The following is an 18157-nucleotide window of genomic DNA, read 5'->3' on the forward strand; positions in this document are numbered from 1 at the left end:
ACCCCACTCAGGGTGGACTGGATGACCTGGTGGCCATGGCGGGGAGTGATCCACCCGATCCCATCCCGAACTCGGCCGTGAAACCCCCCAGCGCCTATGATACTGCGGCTTAAGTCGTGGGAAAGTCGGTCGCCGCCAGGTCTTCCAGTCTACCCAACAAAACACCACCGCGGGGTGGAGCAGCCCGGTAGCTCGTCAGGCTCATAACCTGAAGGCCGCAGGTTCAAATCCTGCCCCCGCAACCAAAATCCTACCAAATTGCAATCACTACAGCCAACCCGCCTCCCTCAGGCGGGGTTTTTGCGTTGCGCTCAAGCCTTCCCTGGCAAACCCATAAAATCCATCACACTCTTCCAGAGCAGAAATGAGAAGGGAAAATGTGAATACATTCCATAAAGAAAAGTAGGGAGCGAAAAACCCTACTGTTTTTAAGTCTGAAAAATTGTGCAAAAGCCTGAGGTGGTAGTCGCAATCTGCTGAGAGTATTATTGTATGAACGGTAGCGGTGTCGGTGTTCTCGATAAATATATGGAACTGCAGAAGCAGCTTGCGCGAGTTTCCAAAGGCCTGACAGCGCAGGAGCTCGCCCGTTTGACGAGTATGGATCGTGGAACGGTTCATCGGTTGCTCAAAGCAATGATCTATTGGGGGCAGGTGGAAGCAGAACACGGCATATACCGTCTGGGGGGAGGGTGCTTACTGCCCGCCAGTGCGTATCTGACGCGCCTGCCTTTGCGCCGCGTTGCACTTCCCTACACAATTGATTTGCAGAACGTCATTGCGGACCGCCCCGCCATTGTATCTGTCGCCCTGCCCGTGGGGGATCAGATTGTCCTGATCGAACGCATGTGGACGGCGGCAACACCCTTTAATGTTGTGGCCGATCTGGATGATAAATTCGCCATGGATCGCTGCACAAGTGGACGTGCTATTCTGGCGACCTATCCTGAGGAACGGGCGCGGGAGACACTGGGAGAGGAACGGTATGAAAATATATCGCCCAGAATACAGGAAATTATGAAGGCTGGCGGCTACTCCTTCGGGCGGAGTGAGCAGCGCGAGGGCTTGTCGTCCATGGGTTACCCCATTCGCCACGGGCAGGAGGCTGCTGTTGGGGCGCTGGTAATAGCCGGACTGGAGATGGATGCTGTGTTGCAGGTCTCATCTCCTCTGGCGCAACATCTCCAGCGTGCCTGTAAGGGTATTTCAGAACAGCTTTTTGGCTGAGCACGCGCTGGCAGTTAGGCTTCTAAAAGTTTAAGCAGCTTAGCCTGTTGCACCTTGCCGTAATGAGAGCGTGGCAGGTGGGACACAAAAAGGATTTGTTTGGGCACTTTGTGCCGGGACAGGCGCTGTTTGCAGTGCAGGATAAGGTCTGCTTCTTGGATATAGGTATCGGCGTGCAGGACAATTGCTGCGCAGACGCGTTCTCCCCATTCTGGATCAGCCGCACCAAAAGCATGTGCCTCAGCAACACTGCTGTGGGAGAGCAGACATTCCACAACTTCCGAGGGCTGGACGGACATCCCGCCAGATCGAATAATTTCTTTGCTACGGCCAACAATTTTAAGAAGGTGCGTGTCGTCCATCACGCCCAGATCTCCTGTCGCCAGCCAGCCATCCTGTAATACGGAGGCCGTTTTTTCTGGTTGCTTCCAGTATCCCGCCATCAAGTGCGGGCCACAAATTTCCACCTCTCCTGCGTTAAGAGGGGGGATGGTGGGGGACAGACGAACCTGCACCTGTCGGAGTGGGAAGCCTACCGCTCCAATAGAGTTTCCGGCGGCATGCAGGGCTGTCAGTTCCGGGGCTGGCAGGTAAAAGCTCCAGGGGGCTTCGGTCATGCCGTAAAGAATGCTCAGCCGCGGGCCAAGCAGAGACATAGCTTTCTCAAGCAGTTCTGTGGGCAGCGAGGCCGCACCCACGTCGAGCGAGCGGAAAAAAGGAAGCATTTTCCGGCTTTCAGGAACGTCGTCCTGTTCTGCAATATGCTGCACAAGACGGGCAATCTGTGTCGGGACAAGTGAACTATAGGCGGCTTTGGTCGTCTCAAGGAGAGAGAGAAAGGTTACAGGGTTAAAGCGCCCTCCCAGCACCACAGTCCCTCCGTGGCACAGATGCGCCAGCACGGAGACTGAGGCAATGGGCCACAAAGGCCGGACGTTTAACAGCACGTCCCCCACGTCTGTCGGGCGCGCCAGTCCGATATTGTTCACAATGGCATTCAGGCTGCCCTGCGTGTGCATAACCGCTTTTGGCTGGCCTGTTGTGCCCCCCGTATAATTGAGAGATGCCAATGTGGATAGAGCAGTTTCGGATACGGTGAGCGCTGTCGGCGCGTCTGATATTGGCCAGCTTGTGGGAAGAGAAACACAGGTGGCCCCTGCTGCCTGCTCTGCCAGTTCCGCATGCGTAGGGTCATGAAGCAGAATGGCAATATCGGCATCGCTAATCTGATTCCGTAATTCCTCAACGGAAAGGGAAGGGTCAAACGGCACGCGCACATAACCGCAAACCATGCTGCCGTAATCGGCAATCAGATAGGGAATGCTGGCATCAGCCAGAATCCCGACCCGTGCGTCGGGTGTTACGCCCTGTGCAGTCAGAAATGCCCCAAAACCCTGTAAAGTAGTCTGCATATCCCCGAAAGAAAGCGTCTGGCCTGTAGCGGGTTCATGCAGCGCTACCGTATCAGGCCATCGAGCTGCGGCATTCAAAAAAAGATTTTGCACGCTCATGCTTTTACCATCCGCTTAAGATAATGCGGCCATTCACCTGCCTTGCTTCCAGAAGGGCATGGGCCTGCGCCGCCTGCGTAAAGGGCATGACGCGGTCAATCTGCGGCCGGACAAGGCCTGCGGAAATCATGGCGAGAGACTGGCTGACTTCATCCAGCGTGGCGCTGCCAGACCCCTGCACACGAAGCCTGCGCCCGATCAGCAGGCCGGGTGAGACTTCGACAGGTGCCGGAGCGATATTGCCCAGCACCACAATGCGTCCGCCCATGCCTGTTGCCCGCAGGGTTTGGGGAAGGGTGAGGCCCAGATTCTCCATGGCAACATCCACACCGCGCTTACCGGTCTGGTTCCACACCGCAGCACTGTAGTTTCCATCCGGTGCCACTATGACTGAGGATGCTCCAAGTTCTTCCAGTCTGCTGGCTTTTGCAGGGTCCCCTGTCACGGCAATAACCTGCGCCCCCAGCGCACGGGCAATCTGGATCTGATGCACGCCCAGCCCTCCGCTGGCCCCGTTGACCAGAACAGTCTCGCCCGCAGTCAGTCCGGCCTGTGAGACAAGCGCCCGCATGGCGGTGCCAATAGGGCAGGACGCAAGGGCGGCCTGCTGAAAAGTGACATTATCCGGGATACGGATGGCGGAGACGGCGGGCAGGCGAATATACTGGGCATAAGCCCCTTCCGTATCCACGGCGGGGAGAGAGACGGCGCGGCACAGGTCTTGCCGCCCTCTCAGACAGTCCCGGCATTGTCCGCAAAAGCGGCGTTGATAGCCGGTTATGCGGTCCCCGACGCGCAGCGTGGTTACGGCGGCACCCGTTTCCACAACGCGGCCCGCTACCTCGTGACCGAGGATAACCCCCTTAGGGGCTCCTGCCAGTTTGCCTGCTCTGTGCAGCAGGTCATGGTGGCACACCCCTGCGGCTTCAACCTGCACAAGCACATCATGCGCACCAGCCTCAGGTGTGGGGACGTCTTCCAGCCTGAGCTGAGAGGGACCGCCAAAGTCCGAAAGGATAATTGCTTTCATTGTTACAGCCCTGATGTTTGTTCATATAACGAACATAAAGAACACAATATAAACTTTTTATATTCCACATCGAAAAATGTTGCTATGGCTAATTTAACGAATCGGAATCATGCTTAATTCGGGATAAACCATGATAGATAGTGCTATTCAGTCCGGTGTTCTCACCATCACTCTCAACCGTCCTGACCGGTTGAACGCGCTGGACAGCCACGACAAAGCAGCACTGGGGCGTATCTGGCATGAGGCACTGCATAATTCCGCAGTCAGAGCCGTGGTTTTGCATGGTGCGGGAGAAAAGGCGTTCTGTGCAGGGTCAGACCTTAAGGAAATCTCTGCAACGCAGCAGGTGGCGACAACAGATGTGCTGGCCTCCTGTATTCCCGGTGTTGCGGAAGACTTTACCAAACCCGTTGTTGCGGCCCTGCACGGTCATGTCATCGGGTTAGGGATAAGCATCGCCATGTATTGTGATTTTCGGATTGCAGCACCCGGAACCCGTTTTCGTTTTCCTGAGGTCGAGCATGACATGCTCTCCGGCTTCAGCGCGATAGAGTTGCCCTCGCTGATCGGAGAGGCCGCAGCGCTGGATATTATGCTGACGGGCCGCAGCTTTGATGCTGAAGACGCGCAGCGCATAGGGCTGGTGTCTTCCCTGGCACAGGATCCGCTGGCAGAGGCCACGGCTCTCGCCACACGTCTGGCAGGTTTGCCGACATCCGCTATGGCATGGAGCAAGCGGCTGCTGCTGGCTGAGCGGCGTGCGCGGCTGGACAGACATTATGCGCTGGTTGATCAGGCCAGACTGGAAGTCGGTCGATATGAGCAATGAGGATCTGATTCCTGCCGGGGCGGCAGAGGGGGCTGTTTTCCGGCGTGTGGCGTGGCGTCTTATGCCGTTCCTGTTCATCTGCCTTGTTTTTAACTGGCTGGATCGTGTGGCTGTCAGCTTTGCGCATCTCCAGTTCGGTGCGGATCTGCATATCAGCGACACAGCTTTTGGTCTGTCTGTCGGCCTTTTTTCAGCCGGTTATCTGCTGTGCGAAATTCCGAGTAATCTGGTCATGGAGCGGTGGGGGGCACGCAGAACCCTCGCCCGTATCATGATTATTTGGGGACTGGTGACTGTTGGTATGGCATTCGTGCAGGGGCCGTACTCCCTGTATGCCACGCGCACTTTGCTGGGGATGGCGGAAGCCGGGTTTTTCCCCGGTGTCATTCTTTATCTGACGTACTGGTTCCCCAGCGCTTACCGCGCCCGCATCACGTCGCGCTTTATCATGGCGATTGCTGTGTGCGGGATCGTCGGGGGGCCGAGCGCAACCTGGATCATGACCCATCTGGCCGGGCTCTGGGGCTGGCACGGGTGGCAATGGCTGTTTCTGCTCGGGGGGCTCCCGCCGGTTGTTGCTGGATTTCTGGCCTTTGGCTGGCTGGCTGATAAGCCCGATAACGCACGCTGGTTGAAGAAGAATGAGAAAAAAATCATTCAGCAGGCCATGGTACGTGAACCGTCTGCAACCATCCGTCCCGTCCGGGCCTCTCTTGTCAGTGCGTTTTCCAACCGTACAGTCTGGTTACTGTCTCTGAGCTACTGCCTGACCATTACGTGCACGGGGAATGTCGTCAATTTCTGGGTGCCGTCGCTCCTGCGTGCCGCAGGAGTGCAGAACCTGCAACAGCTTGGTCTTTTAAGTGCCTTGCCGCATGCGGTGGGTATTGGGGCCATGTTACTGGCCTGCCGGCATTCAGACCAGCATCAGGAGCGGCGCTGGCATTTCGCGCTGGGCGGAGCGCTGGCTATGGCAGGCATGCTGGCCCTGCCGTGGATAGCGCACGGAACGACAGAAACCCTCTTTTTTCTGACTGTTATGGTTGCAGGCTATCTGATTGCAACAGCAATTTTCTGGAGTATTCCCGCAGGCCTGCTGCCAGCGCAGGACCGGGCCATTGGTTTTGCCCTGATCAATTGCTGCGGCCAGATCAGCAGCATGCTTGTGCCGGTTTTAATTGGTTTTCTCAAAACGCGGCTGGGTGGGTTTGAGGTCGCTTTGAGTCTTGTCAGCCTCTTTGTCGGGCTTGGCGTGATCGTCATGCTTGCCATGACCGCCCGTACGGCGCGCCTTCCGGTCTCTCAGCCTTATTCGGTAATGGATTCACAGTCATGACAGATTATGTTCATCTTGCCCGCACGCTTGCGCCCGTGATTGCTGAAGAGGCTTCGCGGCGGGACGCAGAACGGATTTTACCGTTTGATATTTTCGAAAAAATTGCGCGTTCAGGGCTTGGTGCCGCACGGGTGCAAAAAGAGCTTGGGGGTGGAGACGTTACTCAGGGTGCGGTTGCTGAGATCTTTATAGCGCTTGGTAAAGCAGACCCGAATGTAGCGCAGGCTCTGTTCCCGCATTTTATCAATATTGAACAATTACGGCTTATGGCGGGACCAGACGCGCAGGCGCGTTATCTGGGGCAGATTGGCCGCGGCCGCATCAGTTCTGGCGCAGTGGCGGAACGGACCGGCAGTTTCAGAGGGGAAATTCATACCCATCTCGCGCATGTTGATGGCAAGACAGTCTTGCGAGGCCATAAATTTTACAGCACAGGCTGTCTTTTTGCGGATCTGATTAAGGTACAGGCACTCGATGAGGCAGGGAAGCCGCTCTACGTCATGTTGCCAAAAGATGCGCAGGGCCTTGTCTTAAAGGACGACTGGGATGGCATGGGCCAGCGTACCACAGCCAGCGGTACGACGGAGTTTCACGATATTGCCCTCTCAGCAGAGCAGATTATTCCAACAGGTCACTGGTCGGGCAGGCGGAATTACGTTGGGGCCTCGGCGCAGCTGATCCATTGCGCTATTGATGTGGGGATTGGGCTGGCTGTGCTGGATGATGCCATTTACTGGGCCAGAAACCATACACGCCCCCTGCGTGAAAGCGGCGTCAGCAAAGCGACTGATGATCCTTACATTCTGTACGCGGTAGGAGAAATTGCGGCGCGTGTAAGAGCAGCCGAATCGCTGGTCCGGCGTGCCGCCGGATATGTGGAGCAGGCGGCCCGCGCGCAACTGGAGGACGTCAGCCGTGGTCATGCCTCAACGGAAGAAACGGAAAATCTTCTGGTACAGTCGTCAATTGCGGTTGCAGAAGCAAAAATAGCATCCACGGAAAGCGCTCTGTACGTCTCACAGAAACTGTATGACGTCGGGGGTGCCGCCACAACACAAAAGCCGTTTAATTTTGACCGGCACTGGCGTAATGCCCGCACACATACAACGCATGATAGCGTGGCTTACAAATACAAGGCTATTGGCAATTTTCTTCTTAACGAAGAGCCGCCGCCGATTACCTTTACTTACTGAATCAGCCAAGAGGCATTTTTTTATCTAAATATAACTATCAAAAACAGTTATATGAAAAAGGGATCGTTCACTATGCTTGTTGAGGTTGCGAGCGGAAGGAAAGCACTTCCAATTGTTGTTGTTATGGCGGCCCTTCCGGCAACGGCATATGCAGGCACGGTGGAGGAAGGCAAAACGCGGGAGCGTCAGGGCACGCATACGGTCTCTTCCCATCAGCCTGCCACAAAAAGCCGCGCGACAGCAGCAAAACCGTTTCATAAAAAGGAGGTTTTACAGGCTTCCCCGGAAACAATTTCGGTGGTGGGCAGACAGGAAAACCCGGTGCTTTCCGGCACAACCCGCAGGCACAGTACCGTCAATGTTCAGGTGATCAGCGCGCAGGACATTGTCAAAACAGGCCAGAGCAACGCTATGGCTGCACTGGAACAGCTTATGCCTTCAGTCAGTTCTCCCTCATTCAGTGGCGTGGGCTCCAACCGCTTTATTCGCACCATGCAGTTGCGTAACCTCTCAGCCGATCAGACTCTGGTGCTGGTCAATGGAAAACGGCGGCATCTGACAGCAAATTTCAACGCGAACGCTGGCCCTAATTCCGGAACGGAGCCCGCCGATCTGTCCCTGATCCCCCTGAGTGCCATCGACCATATTGAAGTGATAACGGAAGGGGCTTCTGCCCTGTATGGTCAGGATGCCATCGCCGGTGCCGTCAATATTGTGCTCAAGCATAATACAAGCGGAGGATCGCTCAATTTTGTAGACAGCGGCTACTATGCCGGAGATGGCGTGGGCGTAAACGGGTATGGGGATTATGCCATAAAGCTTGGCAACCGTGGGGGCTTTCTGGATATTGCGGCACAGATATCCAACCAGCTCCCTACCAATCGTTCCGGGCTTTATACAGGCAGCATGTACTTCCCTCTGGCCGACGGGAGTGTGGACCCACGCCAGAAAAAGGCAGGGCGGGACTATAACCGGCTGGAAGGGCTGGGGCACACAACCATGGAGACGCTTTCCCTCAATGGGGCCTTACCCATAACGGACAGTATTCGTGGTTATCTTACCGGAACGTATGGACACAGGACGGTTGAAAATCAGGTCACGTATCGCAATCAGGCCAACAACAACACGGTGCGTGCCCTCTACCCTGATGGCTTTATTCCGCTGATGGGAATGACGGAAAATGACTTTCAGATTAATGGCGGTGTGCAGGGTACAACCGCAGGGTTTGACTGGGATGGGTACGTAACATTCGGTCGGGATGATGAAAGTTATACAACGCTCAATTCCAATAACCCGACATTTGGTCTGGCCAGCAAACGTAATTTTTACGATGGGTCCGATATTTCCACCCAGTTTGTGGCGGGGTTCAAGGCCTCCAGAAACTTCACACCCTCCTTTCTGTCTCGGCCGGTCACGCTGGAATTTGGCGGGGAATACCGGCATGATACGTTCCAGCTGATGGCGGGGGATTATCAGTCTTGGGCGAATGGTGGCGTCAAGGTGCTGGATGGGCCAAATGCCGGGGCCACGGCCACGCCGGGAGCCTCAGGCCATATTGGTGCATCCCCGGATACGGCCAGTAACACAGCGCGGGATACGTTTGACGGGCATGTTAATCTCTCTTTCCATATTCTGCCAAAATGGGAGTGGACACTGGGTGGGCATGTGGTCAGCTATTCCAATCTGACGACGACGGAAACAGGCTCCGTTGGCACCCGTTATGATTTTAACAAACGCTGGGCCATTCGCGCTAATTTTAACACTGGCTATCGCCCGCCGACGCTTGGTCAGGAAAATTATTATTATACCTCAACCTTTCCGACTTATACCTTTGCACAGCTACCGACTACGAGCGCTGCGGCCAGCGCGTTAGGGGGTGGCCCGTTAAAAGGCGAGTATTCGCGCAGCTACAGTATCGGGATTGACGCGCATCCGGTCGATAATTTCACACTCACAGCCAACCTTACCGCATCGCTATCAATGACCGCATGGCCAATTCCACCCAGTTTGGGGGGACTGCGGTGGAAAGTATGCTGAACAGTCTTGGGCTGAATGGTATCCGGTACGTTCAGTACTATACGAACCCGGTCAATACCGTGACCAATGGCGGGGATGTGAATGCTGCCTATAACCTGAATCTGCATGATTACGGGCAGTGGATTTTTTCCATTGGTGCCAATTTCTCGGATACTGAAATCAGCCATTACAATGCCACGCCATCCCAGCTTCTCGCTTTTAATCAGCCGTATTTTGATGGGTATGCTCAGAATACATTATTGCACTCCTCCCCTAAAAATCGGGAAACTCTTGGGATTACATGGGCAAAAAATAAATGGATGGTGTCCTTTCAGGAGCAGCGCTACGGCCAGTTGACCTATATTGCTAACCCAAGCCTAGCAACCAAGGACTGGACGGTTGTCAAACCGGCATTTATTACCAATCTTACAGTGAGTTATGATGTTACGCCGCGCTGGTCCGTCAGCGTGGGGGCGCAAAACCTGTTCAACAAATATCCTAATCAGGTGTCCAAAGCCGGGCAGGCCTCGTCTAGTGGCGCCTTTAAATATCCATACTATTCGGCGTATGGCTTCATGGGCGGATACTATTTTGCTAAAATAAGCTACCGTTTGTGAGTGTTTTCCTCTTTAGAATAAAGGAAGAGAAACGGGCTTATTGATTTTTGTTTCAGATAAAGGGAAGGCGGCAGAGTTTATCTGGCTGCCTTCCGGAGTTCAGAAAATCTGGTCTCTTTATCGCATTCAAAATATTTGATTTTTTTTTAGAACATTTTCAAGAGTTCTATTTTGCGCCGTAAAGATTTCTTTTCATGCTTCTCGCACGATGCATTCAGGGTAATTATATATTGTTTTGAAATGGCAGTATAAACCGCTATTTTATCAGGTTTTTCTGGAATAAATTAAGAATATTAGACTCTTTTTAGGATTGGATATTATATTAAGGGGTATGAGAGTGTGTAAGAATCCATTGTATAAAACTGTCAACATGACGCTTTTTTTTGGAATCAGTTGCTATAAAATACCCTCTTTGGCTTTTAATGCTCTTGTTACTTAAAGATACAATTTGACTGGTTTTTATCAGATCATCAATCAAAGGCCTCCACCCCAGAGCGATACCCTGATTTTGCAACACAGCCTGAAGCAGGAGTGGATAATTTCCGAAAAATAATCCATTTTTCCGGAATGATTTTAACGGGAGCCTGCTATCAATCGCGCCAAACCAGTCTGCCCATGTAAACCACTGATGGTCCGGCCCGCTTAAATGTAAAAGCTTTGCCGAGAGAAGATCTTGAGGTTCATGAAATGGTCCCGCTGCTTTGAAATATAGGGCACTACAGATAGGCACAATCTCTTCCTGAAACAGGCAGATTGAAGAGACGCCGTGTGCATGGGGGTCCTCCCCAAAAAGAATGGAAACATCATGAGGGGTGTTCCTGTGGTCTATTTTGGCGTCTCGTCTGGCTTGTGTTGTCAGAAGACTGACGTCAAATTCAGGAAATTTCTCTTCAAAATCAGACAACCGGGGCAGAAGCCAGTTCGCTGCGAACCCATAATCTGTGAGGATTGTCAGCGTTTTTCTGGAATGACAGTCATGTATACTCTCCATGGTACTATAGAGCTGTGCCAGCACGTCACTTGTTGTCGCATGGAGCATCTGGCCGTGTCTGGTAGCCAGCACCCCTCTGTGCCGACGCTCAAACAAAACTACCCCTAACAGTTTTTCAAGCTGAGCAACCTGCTGGCTTACGGCCGGTTGGGTCATGCCGAGTTCAAGCGCTGCTGTGCTGAAGCTGCCACAGCGGCCAACAGCCTCAATCAGGCGGAGCGAGCGTAACAGATAGTCAGCTTGATTCGGTGTCATAAGTCATGCTTATACAACACATACGAACGTGGATAGATCAAAAATAACGCATCACATGGTTTATTTTACATAATAAAACGACAAAAAATAGTTAAATTAGCAATGGAAAGTGATGCAGTGACAAAAGATGCTCCGTTGAACTTCTTGGTTGTCGTGGCGGACCAGCTGACGGCTCTTGCATTGCCAGCCTTTCTGGGGGGGCGTGACCCCTCCCCCGCAAAAGTGCCCGCTCTGCGCAGTCTGGCAGAACGTGGCGTAGTTTTTAAGAATGCCTACACGGTCAGCCCACTCTGCGGGCCGTCTCGGGGCGCCTTCATGACGGGCCTGATGCCCTCTCAAAGCGGGATTATGGATAACGGGAGCGAATGGCATTCAGACATTCCCACATTCGGCCACAGGCTGCGCAATGCCGGGTATCAGACCATTCTTGCCGGGAAGATGCACTTTGTCGGGGCGGACCAGCTACATGGTTTTGAGGAGCGCCTGACCACAGATATTTATCCTTCGGATTTCACCTGGGTGCCGGACTGGCAGAATAAGGAGGACCGGCCGGACTGGTATCATTCGATGGATTCCGTGCTGAATGCAGGTCCGGTTCTGCGCAGTAATCAGATTGATTTTGATGAAGAAGTTGCTTTTGCGTCCCGCCGCAAGCTGTTTGATCTGGCCCGCCAGCGTGATGATAAGCGGCCGTTTTGTATGGTCGTGTCCTTTACGCACCCCCATGATCCTTTCAATATTACTCCGGAATGGTGGGATCTCTATGCAGAGAGTGACATTCCTCTCCCGCGTGTGCCGGATGCCGTAGAAAATCACCCTTCTGCTGACCGTATCCGGGCGGCATGCGGGATTGATGCCCAGCGCCCATCCGAGGCTGACGTGCTGCGTGCCCGGCGCGCTTATTACGGCGCTCTGTCCTACGTTGATTATCAGCTTGGGCAGCTTGTTGAGGTTTTGCGTCAGACCGGACTGGACAAGACCACAGCTATCATTTTCACAAGTGACCATGGTGAAATGCTCGGTGAGCATGGGCAATGGTATAAAATGTCCTTTCGGGAAGGGGCGGCCCGTATCCCGCTTCTCATGGCTTTTCCGGGTGGTGCGTCACAGCAGGTGGCTCAGGCTGTGTGCCTTGCGGATGTGGGGGAAACCCTCTGCGGGCTGGCTGGCGCACCCTCTGCGCCACAGGTTACCGGCCGTGATCTGACGCCGCTGCTTAAAGGGGAGACTGTCTGGCCGGACGAAGTTTATGGCGAATATCTGGGTGAAGGCACATTTGCGCCAACTGTCATGATCCGGCGGGGGAAATGGAAATTCCTCTACACGCCGGATGATCCTGATCAGCTTTATAATCTGGAAGACGACCCGGATGAAAAGCGGAACCTCGCGTCCCTTCCTCTTTATCAGGCCGATGTAAAGGCTTTCCAGACCGAAGTTCTTCAGAAATGGAATTTTGAACTGCTCCGCCAGAAAGTTGTGCTGAGCCAGCAACGGCGGGCGCTCGTAAAGCGGGCTCTGGCGACGGGCCGCTGTACGGCATGGGATTATCAGCCTCCCGCCAATGCGCACCGCGCCTATATCCGTCATCATAAACCTCTGGAGCAGCTTGAAGCCGAAGCGCGGCTGCTACCACAGGATGTTGGGTCACTGTGACATGCTCTTCCATAACTTTCCCTACCGCGCGTCTCTCACTTTTGTTGTCTCTCTGGGGGCCACATGCGCGGCATACGCAGCAGAAACAGAGCCTCATACCGTTTCAGCCGCCCAAAAAGGCATAGTGCAGAAGCCGGCCAGTCAGAAAAACCATGCGGCTGTGTCCACGCCACAGTCTAAACCCTCAGCACTTGAGGAAATTACGGTGCGGTCGAACAAGCGTGCTCAGCAGGTGAATACAACACCCGCATCCGTTGTGGCACTCTCTGGCAAGACCCTTCAGACCACAGGTGTGCGGGATGCGTTGTCTCTGGCGCGCGATATTCCCGGCCTTATGGCAGAAAGCACGTCAGGCTCAACCAATCCGCGCTATCGCCTGCGCGGGATTGGTACAAATGATTTTTCAGCAAACATGACAACTGCCGTTGGTGTGTCTGAAGATGACGTGTTTCTGGATAGCGGCGCATCGCAGGGCACACCAATTTACGATCTTGACCATGTGGAAGTATTTCGCGGCCCGCAGGGCACCTTGCAGGGCAAAAATACAACGGCGGGGATGGTGTCTTATTACACCAAGAAACCGACAAACACTCTTGATGGTTATGTGCGCGGCACGGCTGGTAATTACGGTTTGTGGGGAGAAGAAGGCGCCATTGGCGGCCCGATTATAAAAGATAAGCTGATGGCGCGCTTTGCCATTGTGAACCGGCGTATGGATGGCCAGTATTATAATGGCAGCCATAAAAACCCGACAGGCGGATATCAGTATTATGATATGCGTGGACAGATTCTTGCAAAACCAACTGATAATTTCTCCATTCTGATCAAGGCCCATCTTGGGCGGAACAGGACGGAAGTTCCCATTGATCATGTAGGGCTTCTGGAGGGGGGGACGGATGCTCAGGGATATGCCCAGACATCGCGAAGGGATATCCAGAATAACGGGCGCACGGATGCAACAACAAGACGGGCCGGGCTTTCTGCCACGGCACGCTATGATTTTGCAGGAGGCTGGAGCCTGAGTAATATTTTTGCTCTGGAATGGAATCATTTCAATGTCTTCTCGGATGATGATGCCAGCCCGGCCGCTGTGGATTATCAGGAAAATATTGGCGGCGTGGCGCGGGTTCTGAGTAACGAAATCCGGGTTGCGTCTCCGCAGAACAAGAAAATACGCTATATCGGGGGTGTCTATTATCTGCGGAACATGACGCAGTCTTTCAGCCAGCAGCCGCTTTATAGTCCGATTGATTTTGGGGTGAATGGCAACGCATCCAGTTTTAATATCAATACGCAGGATGCTGCGGTTTTCTCGGCTTTGTCTTTTGATCTTACACGCCGCCTGACCCTTGATATCGGCGGCCGTTTTACGTCTGAAACCCGGAGCGCGAACGGCGAGGCATGGGCTTACACTACGCAAAGCTCCAATCCTTATGATACGAGCAGCCGGGCTCTGACCTACATCAACACCAGTACGGGCACATTTATTGATCCTGCTACAGGGGAGAGTCTGAGCGGACCACCCCTGAAGAAAACCTTTAACAGGGACAGTGAAGATGCAAGCCTGAAATATCGTTTTTCACACGGGATTACTGGTTATCTGCGCTATGCACGCGGTTTCCGGACCGGCAATTACAATACCTATGTGGCAACGGCGTCCGATTTCAGCCTGTATAACCCGGAAGTGCTGACTGATTATGAAGGTGGGGTAAAAGCCCGGTTATGGCGCGGCAAGGCGCAGCTTAACCTCTCGGGTTTCCATTATGATTATAACAATATGCAGGTTACAATTCTGCAAAATACCGGTACGCATACAACCAATGCGGCCCGTGCTGTCTCCAACGGATTTGAATTTGAAGGACAGGTGCGGCCGACGGATAATCTGTTTGGGTCTTTTGGTGTTTCCTATCAGGATGCGCATTATACAAGCTTCCGGAATGCGAGCGCGCCGACACCCTTTAATGGAGGGAACCCGGTTGATCTGTCCGGCCAGCCGCTGGAACGGGCGCCACACGTCACGACCAATTTTCTGCTGAGCTATAAAATCCCCGTATCATTTGGGGATTTTACACTCCAGCCAGATTGGCGTTACACCAGCCGGTATCGTTTTCAGGCATGGTCTGATGTGCACCCTGCCACACCGGCTGCATTTTTATCGTCACCGCAGACGCAGGCGCTGGTGAGAAATGCCTTTTCCCAAAAGCCTGTTATTACTGGCAATGTCAGGATTGCCTGGCATTCTGTTGATGAAAAGACGGAAGTTGCTGTCTGGCTGCATAATATTACAAACCAGATGACCTATACAAATGCATTTGGTGAGTTCTTTAACCGGAATATCAGCCGATATCCCGGTGATTTACGGTCCTTCGGCTTTGAAGTCATGAGGTCTCTTTAAGCATGCTACAGCAAACACGCACACTTGGCGTTATGACTCTCGTGGCAATCAGCGCGGCGGACTGTGCCGCGCATAGTATGAATTCTCTGGGTCCGTTTGCCGTCGGGGAACTGATAAAAAATGGGCAGATGACTGCCGCGCAGGCTGGCGTGTGGAGCAGTGTAGAAATGCTCTCCTATGCTGCGGCCATGACGGGCATAGCCTCCGCTGTTCATCGTATCAGGTTGCGTTCTCTGGCGCTTGTTGCCGCGATCTGCGTTGTTTTTGCACAGGCGACGTCTGCCTATGTATATGGTTTCTGGGGTTTGCTGGCGCTCCGTGTGCTGTCCGGATTGGGGCTTGGCGCACTGAATGCGGTCGTCAATGTGGGCGCCAGCCGACTGGGGCAACCCATTTTTGTGCTCTCTTTTGTGATGGTCGTTCAGACGATTGTTTTTTCTGCGTCCAGCCTTTTCCTGCCCTCTATCGGAAAGATAGCCGGGCAGAAGGGCGTTTTCCTCGTTCTGGCATGTATTGTGCTCGCACTGGCACCTCTGATGCGGCTGCTGCCCGATACCGTTAACCAGCCCCGAGGCGTAGTGCGCACGGGGCAGCCCGCATCCGGGCCTGCTGTTGCCGCATTACTTGCAGTGTTGTGCTACACGGGCGGCAGTCTCGCGGTCTGGCCTTTTACGGAGCGTATTGCCGCGTCAGTAGGCCTCACCACAGCATCATTTGGCACATTATCAGCATTTTCAAACATACTCGGTTTGTGCGTCTGTCTTGCGAGTGTGCGGCTTAGCCGGAACACGGCAAGTATGCGCCTGCTGATTCCCGCACTTCTACTGACGGGTGTGATCTGCTTTTTTCAGGCATGGCCGCCATCGTGGCTGGTTTTTAAAGCAGCATTTTCTTTAAACTATGCTTTGTGGTTTTTTATCTACCCTGCTCTGGTCGGCTTAACCTGTCTGGTTGACCCTTCAGGAAAGCTGGCGTCTCGTTCCGGAGGCGCATGGATGCTTTCTCAGGCAGCCACAACAATTCTGGCTGGTGTCGCTGGTGATAGCGGCCAGTATCTGGGGATTGGGTTTCTCAGTTTCGTGCTGTGTCTTCTGTCAGCTTGCTGCGTGTTTCTGGTCAAACCTCACCAGATTATGGCGCGGTAGCCGTTAGAGGGCCTCTGTGGTTTCATCGTGAGGCGACTTCCAGCGTCTGCTGCGTCACATCATACTGGAACAGGCAGGACGTGGCCTCTGAAAGCGCAAACAGCGCGGCCTGTGTGTTGTGTGCTGGCACCAGTGCGCCTCCGAGCAGCAGTACAAGCACGCCTGCCGTCAGGCCAGACCAGAGTGTTTTTCTACGCATAAGTTCGGTCTCCACGGCTGAATGAGCTTTCCTCGAAAGGGGGCCAGATGCCCAAAATTCTATTCCACTAAAATATATTGAATTATGTTTTTTACAACGAGAAAAATATGTGCTTATTTTATTTCATATTTAACCGTGTGGTTTTGGGGTGCGCTTATGACAATCCAGCTAGGCCAGACCGCTCCTGATTTTGTGCAGGACAGCACGCAGGGGCCAATCCAGTTTCATTCATGGCTCGGGGAGGGGTGGGGCATCCTGTTCAGCCATCCGAAGGACTTCACTCCTGTCTGCACGACTGAACTGGGGGCCGTCGCGCGGCTTGCGCCTGAATGGGAGAAGCGGAACACCAAAGTGCTCGGCCTTTCGGTGGACGATCTGAAAGACCATGCCTCATGGGAGGCGGATATTGCTGAAACTCAAGGCAGCAAAGTTAATTTTCCCATTCTGGCAGATACCGACAAAAAGGTTTCCACCCTTTACGGGATGATCCATCCGGACGCTGACCCGAAGGTGACGGTGCGAAGTGTCTTTATTATCGATCCCGCTAAAAAAGTCAGACTGACGCTGACATATCCGCCCTCAGCAGGCCGAAACTTCAATGAAATTCTGCGGGTGCTTGATAGCCTTCAGTTAACGGACAAACAGAAAGTGACCACCCCGGCCAACTGGCAGGCCGGGGATGATGTGATTATTGCGCCATCTGTCAGTGATGAGCAGGCAAAAACCCTGTTCCCGCAGGGCTGGAAGACGCTCAAGCCTTACCTGCGTCTAGTGAAGCTCTCCTGAAATCAACCGAACGTCCTGATCAGACAAGGAATGTGTGATGCGACAGAGTGTGAATAAACGGACAGTGGACGCAAAAAACATTGGAAGCGTAATGTCTGCTCTCAAAAGAAAGCCTGTGTCGCGTCTGTCATTCTCAGGACAAAGCAGGCTCCCGCAGAAAGCAGCATCCCTGCATCAGGAGGTGAACGTCCAAGGCAGCGCGCCAGAGGAGATCGTCCGGCGTCTTTCTGCGTCTCTGGCCGGGTTTGAAGTCCTCATTGTGCCGGGTTTGGATGGGTCTGCCCGCCACCACTGGCAGTCCAGTTGGCAAAGGCTGTTTCGGGCCAATGGTGTTGCGGTGCGGCGCGTCACGCAGGCCAACTGGTCAAAACCTGATTATGAGAACTGGGTAACGGCGCTGGTTGCAGCAGTCAAAAAAAGCAAAAAGCCCGTTCTGCTCGTCGGGCATAGTCTGGGCTGCCTTCTGATTACGCATGCGATTAAAAAGGGACTACTGCCGGAGACTGTTGCCGGTGCCTTGCTGGTCGCGCCTGCGGATGTAGAGAATGGGCCTGAGCTGGAGCGGTACCGTGTGGCGGCGTTCAGCCCCGTCCCGTTGTCCCCGTTGCCATTTCCGTCCGTAGTGGTCGGGAGCCGGAATGACCCGTGGCTGAGTGTCACATCGGCTCGGAAATTTGCACGGCACTGGAGCGCCTCTTTTGTCGATGCTGGCCGCAAAGGGCATATCGGCAACCAAAGTGACCTTGGGGACTGGCTGGATGGCCTGTTATTTCTGGACCGCCTGACGCAAACAGTCCTGCTGGAGAAAACGGGACTGTCACGCCACCAGAAAAGAGTCTTGCAGTAATCTGAAGGGATACGCAGGTTTTGTTCTGCCCTTTCTGAGGAGCCTCTATTTCAAATAGAGGCTCCTCAGAAAATATTAGCTCTTCAGGCAGGAGAGCAGACTCACTCATGTGGGTCTGCTCAGTGCG

At 53.7% G+C, this 18157-nt stretch carries 15 protein-coding genes, 1 tRNA gene and 1 rRNA gene; 13 read left to right on the forward strand and 4 right to left on the reverse strand.

The genetic code is table 11. From position 1 onward, the window contains the following. Positions 1-25: 25 nt before the first annotated feature. From rrf to KP699_RS10620, 3 genes are all read left to right on the forward strand, one after another. Positions 26-141 (forward strand): 5S ribosomal RNA (gene rrf, locus KP699_RS10610). Between the two features lie 27 nt (positions 142-168). Next, positions 169-245: transfer RNA gene (locus tag KP699_RS10615), tRNA-Met, on the forward strand. A gap of 247 nt (positions 246-492) precedes the next feature. Next, positions 493-1227 (forward strand): IclR family transcriptional regulator, encoded by a 735-nt coding sequence (locus tag KP699_RS10620; RefSeq protein WP_215762590.1) that lies wholly within the window; start codon positions 493-495, stop codon positions 1225-1227. 14 nt (positions 1228-1241) lie between these two features. Here the strand turns inward: KP699_RS10620 and KP699_RS10625 are convergent, their stop codons facing one another. Beyond that, entirely contained in the window at positions 1242-2738 is a 1497-nt protein-coding gene (locus tag KP699_RS10625; RefSeq protein ID WP_215762591.1) for a class I adenylate-forming enzyme family protein, read from the reverse strand. A 4-nt stretch (positions 2739-2742) separates the two neighbouring features. Next, positions 2743-3768 (reverse strand): alcohol dehydrogenase catalytic domain-containing protein, encoded by a 1026-nt coding sequence (locus tag KP699_RS10630; protein ID WP_077930868.1) that lies wholly within the window; start codon positions 3766-3768, stop codon positions 2743-2745. A 130-nt stretch (positions 3769-3898) separates the two neighbouring features. Between KP699_RS10630 and KP699_RS10635 the strand changes: the two genes are divergently transcribed. The 5 genes from KP699_RS10635 to KP699_RS16460 all read left to right on the forward strand — a co-directional run bounded on the left by KP699_RS10635 (position 3899) and on the right by KP699_RS16460 (position 9759). Then, positions 3899-4597, forward strand: a complete 699-nt coding sequence (locus tag KP699_RS10635) for an enoyl-CoA hydratase/isomerase family protein (protein ID WP_077930869.1) — start codon at positions 3899-3901, stop codon at positions 4595-4597. Continuing rightward, positions 4587-5933, forward strand: a complete 1347-nt coding sequence (locus KP699_RS10640) for an MFS transporter (RefSeq protein ID WP_215762592.1) — start codon at positions 4587-4589, stop codon at positions 5931-5933. The genes KP699_RS10635 and KP699_RS10640 overlap by 11 nt, the downstream gene beginning before the upstream one ends. Continuing rightward, positions 5930-7126, forward strand: coding sequence for an acyl-CoA dehydrogenase family protein (locus KP699_RS10645; RefSeq protein ID WP_215762593.1), 1197 nt, complete (start codon positions 5930-5932; stop codon positions 7124-7126). The genes KP699_RS10640 and KP699_RS10645 overlap by 4 nt, the downstream gene beginning before the upstream one ends. A 72-nt stretch (positions 7127-7198) precedes the next feature. Then, positions 7199-9163 carry a TonB-dependent siderophore receptor gene (locus KP699_RS10650; RefSeq protein ID WP_252346964.1) on the forward strand — a complete coding sequence of 655 codons (1965 nt, stop codon included), beginning with the start codon at positions 7199-7201 and terminating at the stop codon, positions 9161-9163. Further along, positions 9115-9759, forward strand: coding sequence for a TonB-dependent receptor domain-containing protein (locus KP699_RS16460; protein ID WP_374196928.1), 645 nt, complete (start codon positions 9115-9117; stop codon positions 9757-9759). Before KP699_RS10650 ends, KP699_RS16460 begins: the two co-directional genes overlap by 49 nt. Before the next feature lie 322 nt (positions 9760-10081). Here the strand turns inward: KP699_RS16460 and KP699_RS10655 are convergent, their stop codons facing one another. Then, a complete protein-coding gene (locus tag KP699_RS10655) occupies positions 10082-11005 on the reverse strand; it encodes a LysR family transcriptional regulator (RefSeq protein WP_215762594.1) in 924 nt (307 codons plus the stop codon). A 135-nt stretch (positions 11006-11140) separates the two neighbouring features. Here KP699_RS10655 and betC point away from each other — a divergent pair, with 135 nt between their 5' ends. The 3 genes from betC to KP699_RS10670 all read left to right on the forward strand — a co-directional run bounded on the left by betC (position 11141) and on the right by KP699_RS10670 (position 16198). After that, positions 11141-12658 carry a choline-sulfatase gene (gene betC, locus KP699_RS10660; protein ID WP_252346966.1) on the forward strand — a complete coding sequence of 506 codons (1518 nt, stop codon included), beginning with the start codon at positions 11141-11143 and terminating at the stop codon, positions 12656-12658. Between the two features lie 124 nt (positions 12659-12782). Continuing rightward, positions 12783-15053 carry a TonB-dependent receptor domain-containing protein gene (locus KP699_RS10665; protein ID WP_308164912.1) on the forward strand — a complete coding sequence of 757 codons (2271 nt, stop codon included), beginning with the start codon at positions 12783-12785 and terminating at the stop codon, positions 15051-15053. Positions 15054-15055: 2 nt separating this feature from the next. Then, positions 15056-16198 carry a hypothetical protein gene (locus KP699_RS10670; protein WP_215762596.1) on the forward strand — a complete coding sequence of 381 codons (1143 nt, stop codon included), beginning with the start codon at positions 15056-15058 and terminating at the stop codon, positions 16196-16198. Between the two features lie 22 nt (positions 16199-16220). On the opposite strand, the gene KP699_RS10675 is transcribed toward KP699_RS10670, so the two are convergent. Then, positions 16221-16397 carry a hypothetical protein gene (locus tag KP699_RS10675; RefSeq protein ID WP_212361863.1) on the reverse strand — a complete coding sequence of 59 codons (177 nt, stop codon included), beginning with the start codon at positions 16395-16397 and terminating at the stop codon, positions 16221-16223. A gap of 156 nt (positions 16398-16553) precedes the next feature. On the opposite strand from KP699_RS10675, the gene KP699_RS10680 reads away from it, so the two are divergent. Beyond that, the gene (locus tag KP699_RS10680; RefSeq protein ID WP_215762597.1) at positions 16554-17183 is read left to right on the forward strand and encodes a peroxiredoxin; all 630 of its coding nucleotides are present in this window, start codon (positions 16554-16556) and stop codon (positions 17181-17183) included. A gap of 115 nt (positions 17184-17298) precedes the next feature. After that, on the forward strand, positions 17299-18030 hold the full coding sequence (locus tag KP699_RS10685; RefSeq protein ID WP_215762598.1) for an alpha/beta hydrolase: 732 nt from the start codon (positions 17299-17301) through the stop codon (positions 18028-18030). Positions 18031-18157 lie beyond the last annotated feature (127 nt).

It is taken from the genome of Acetobacter sp. P1H12_c (assembly GCF_018811975.1).
GTDB classification, from domain to species: domain Bacteria; phylum Pseudomonadota; class Alphaproteobacteria; order Acetobacterales; family Acetobacteraceae; genus Acetobacter; species Acetobacter persici.

What these genes read in the sequence shown, in the direction of transcription:
- KP699_RS10655 (WP_215762594.1), bottom strand. Translation starts at nt 11,005, where the DNA reads ATGACACCGAATCAAGCTGACTATCTGTTACGCTCGCTCCGCCTGATT.
- KP699_RS10625 (WP_215762591.1), bottom strand. Translation starts at nt 2,738, where the DNA reads ATGAGCGTGCAAAATCTTTTTTTGAATGCCGCAGCTCGATGGCCTGAT.
- KP699_RS10650 (WP_252346964.1), top strand. Translation starts at nt 7,199, where the DNA reads ATGCTTGTTGAGGTTGCGAGCGGAAGGAAAGCACTTCCAATTGTTGTT.
- KP699_RS16460 (WP_374196928.1), top strand. Translation starts at nt 9,115, where the DNA reads ATGGCCAATTCCACCCAGTTTGGGGGGACTGCGGTGGAAAGTATGCTG.
- KP699_RS10680 (WP_215762597.1), top strand. Translation starts at nt 16,554, where the DNA reads ATGACAATCCAGCTAGGCCAGACCGCTCCTGATTTTGTGCAGGACAGC.
- KP699_RS10640 (WP_215762592.1), top strand. Translation starts at nt 4,587, where the DNA reads ATGAGCAATGAGGATCTGATTCCTGCCGGGGCGGCAGAGGGGGCTGTT.
- KP699_RS10620 (WP_215762590.1), top strand. Translation starts at nt 493, where the DNA reads ATGAACGGTAGCGGTGTCGGTGTTCTCGATAAATATATGGAACTGCAG.
- KP699_RS10670 (WP_215762596.1), top strand. Translation starts at nt 15,056, where the DNA reads ATGCTACAGCAAACACGCACACTTGGCGTTATGACTCTCGTGGCAATC.
- KP699_RS10675 (WP_212361863.1), bottom strand. Translation starts at nt 16,397, where the DNA reads ATGCGTAGAAAAACACTCTGGTCTGGCCTGACGGCAGGCGTGCTTGTA.
- KP699_RS10645 (WP_215762593.1), top strand. Translation starts at nt 5,930, where the DNA reads ATGACAGATTATGTTCATCTTGCCCGCACGCTTGCGCCCGTGATTGCT.
- KP699_RS10630 (WP_077930868.1), bottom strand. Translation starts at nt 3,768, where the DNA reads ATGAAAGCAATTATCCTTTCGGACTTTGGCGGTCCCTCTCAGCTCAGG.
- KP699_RS10635 (WP_077930869.1), top strand. Translation starts at nt 3,899, where the DNA reads ATGATAGATAGTGCTATTCAGTCCGGTGTTCTCACCATCACTCTCAAC.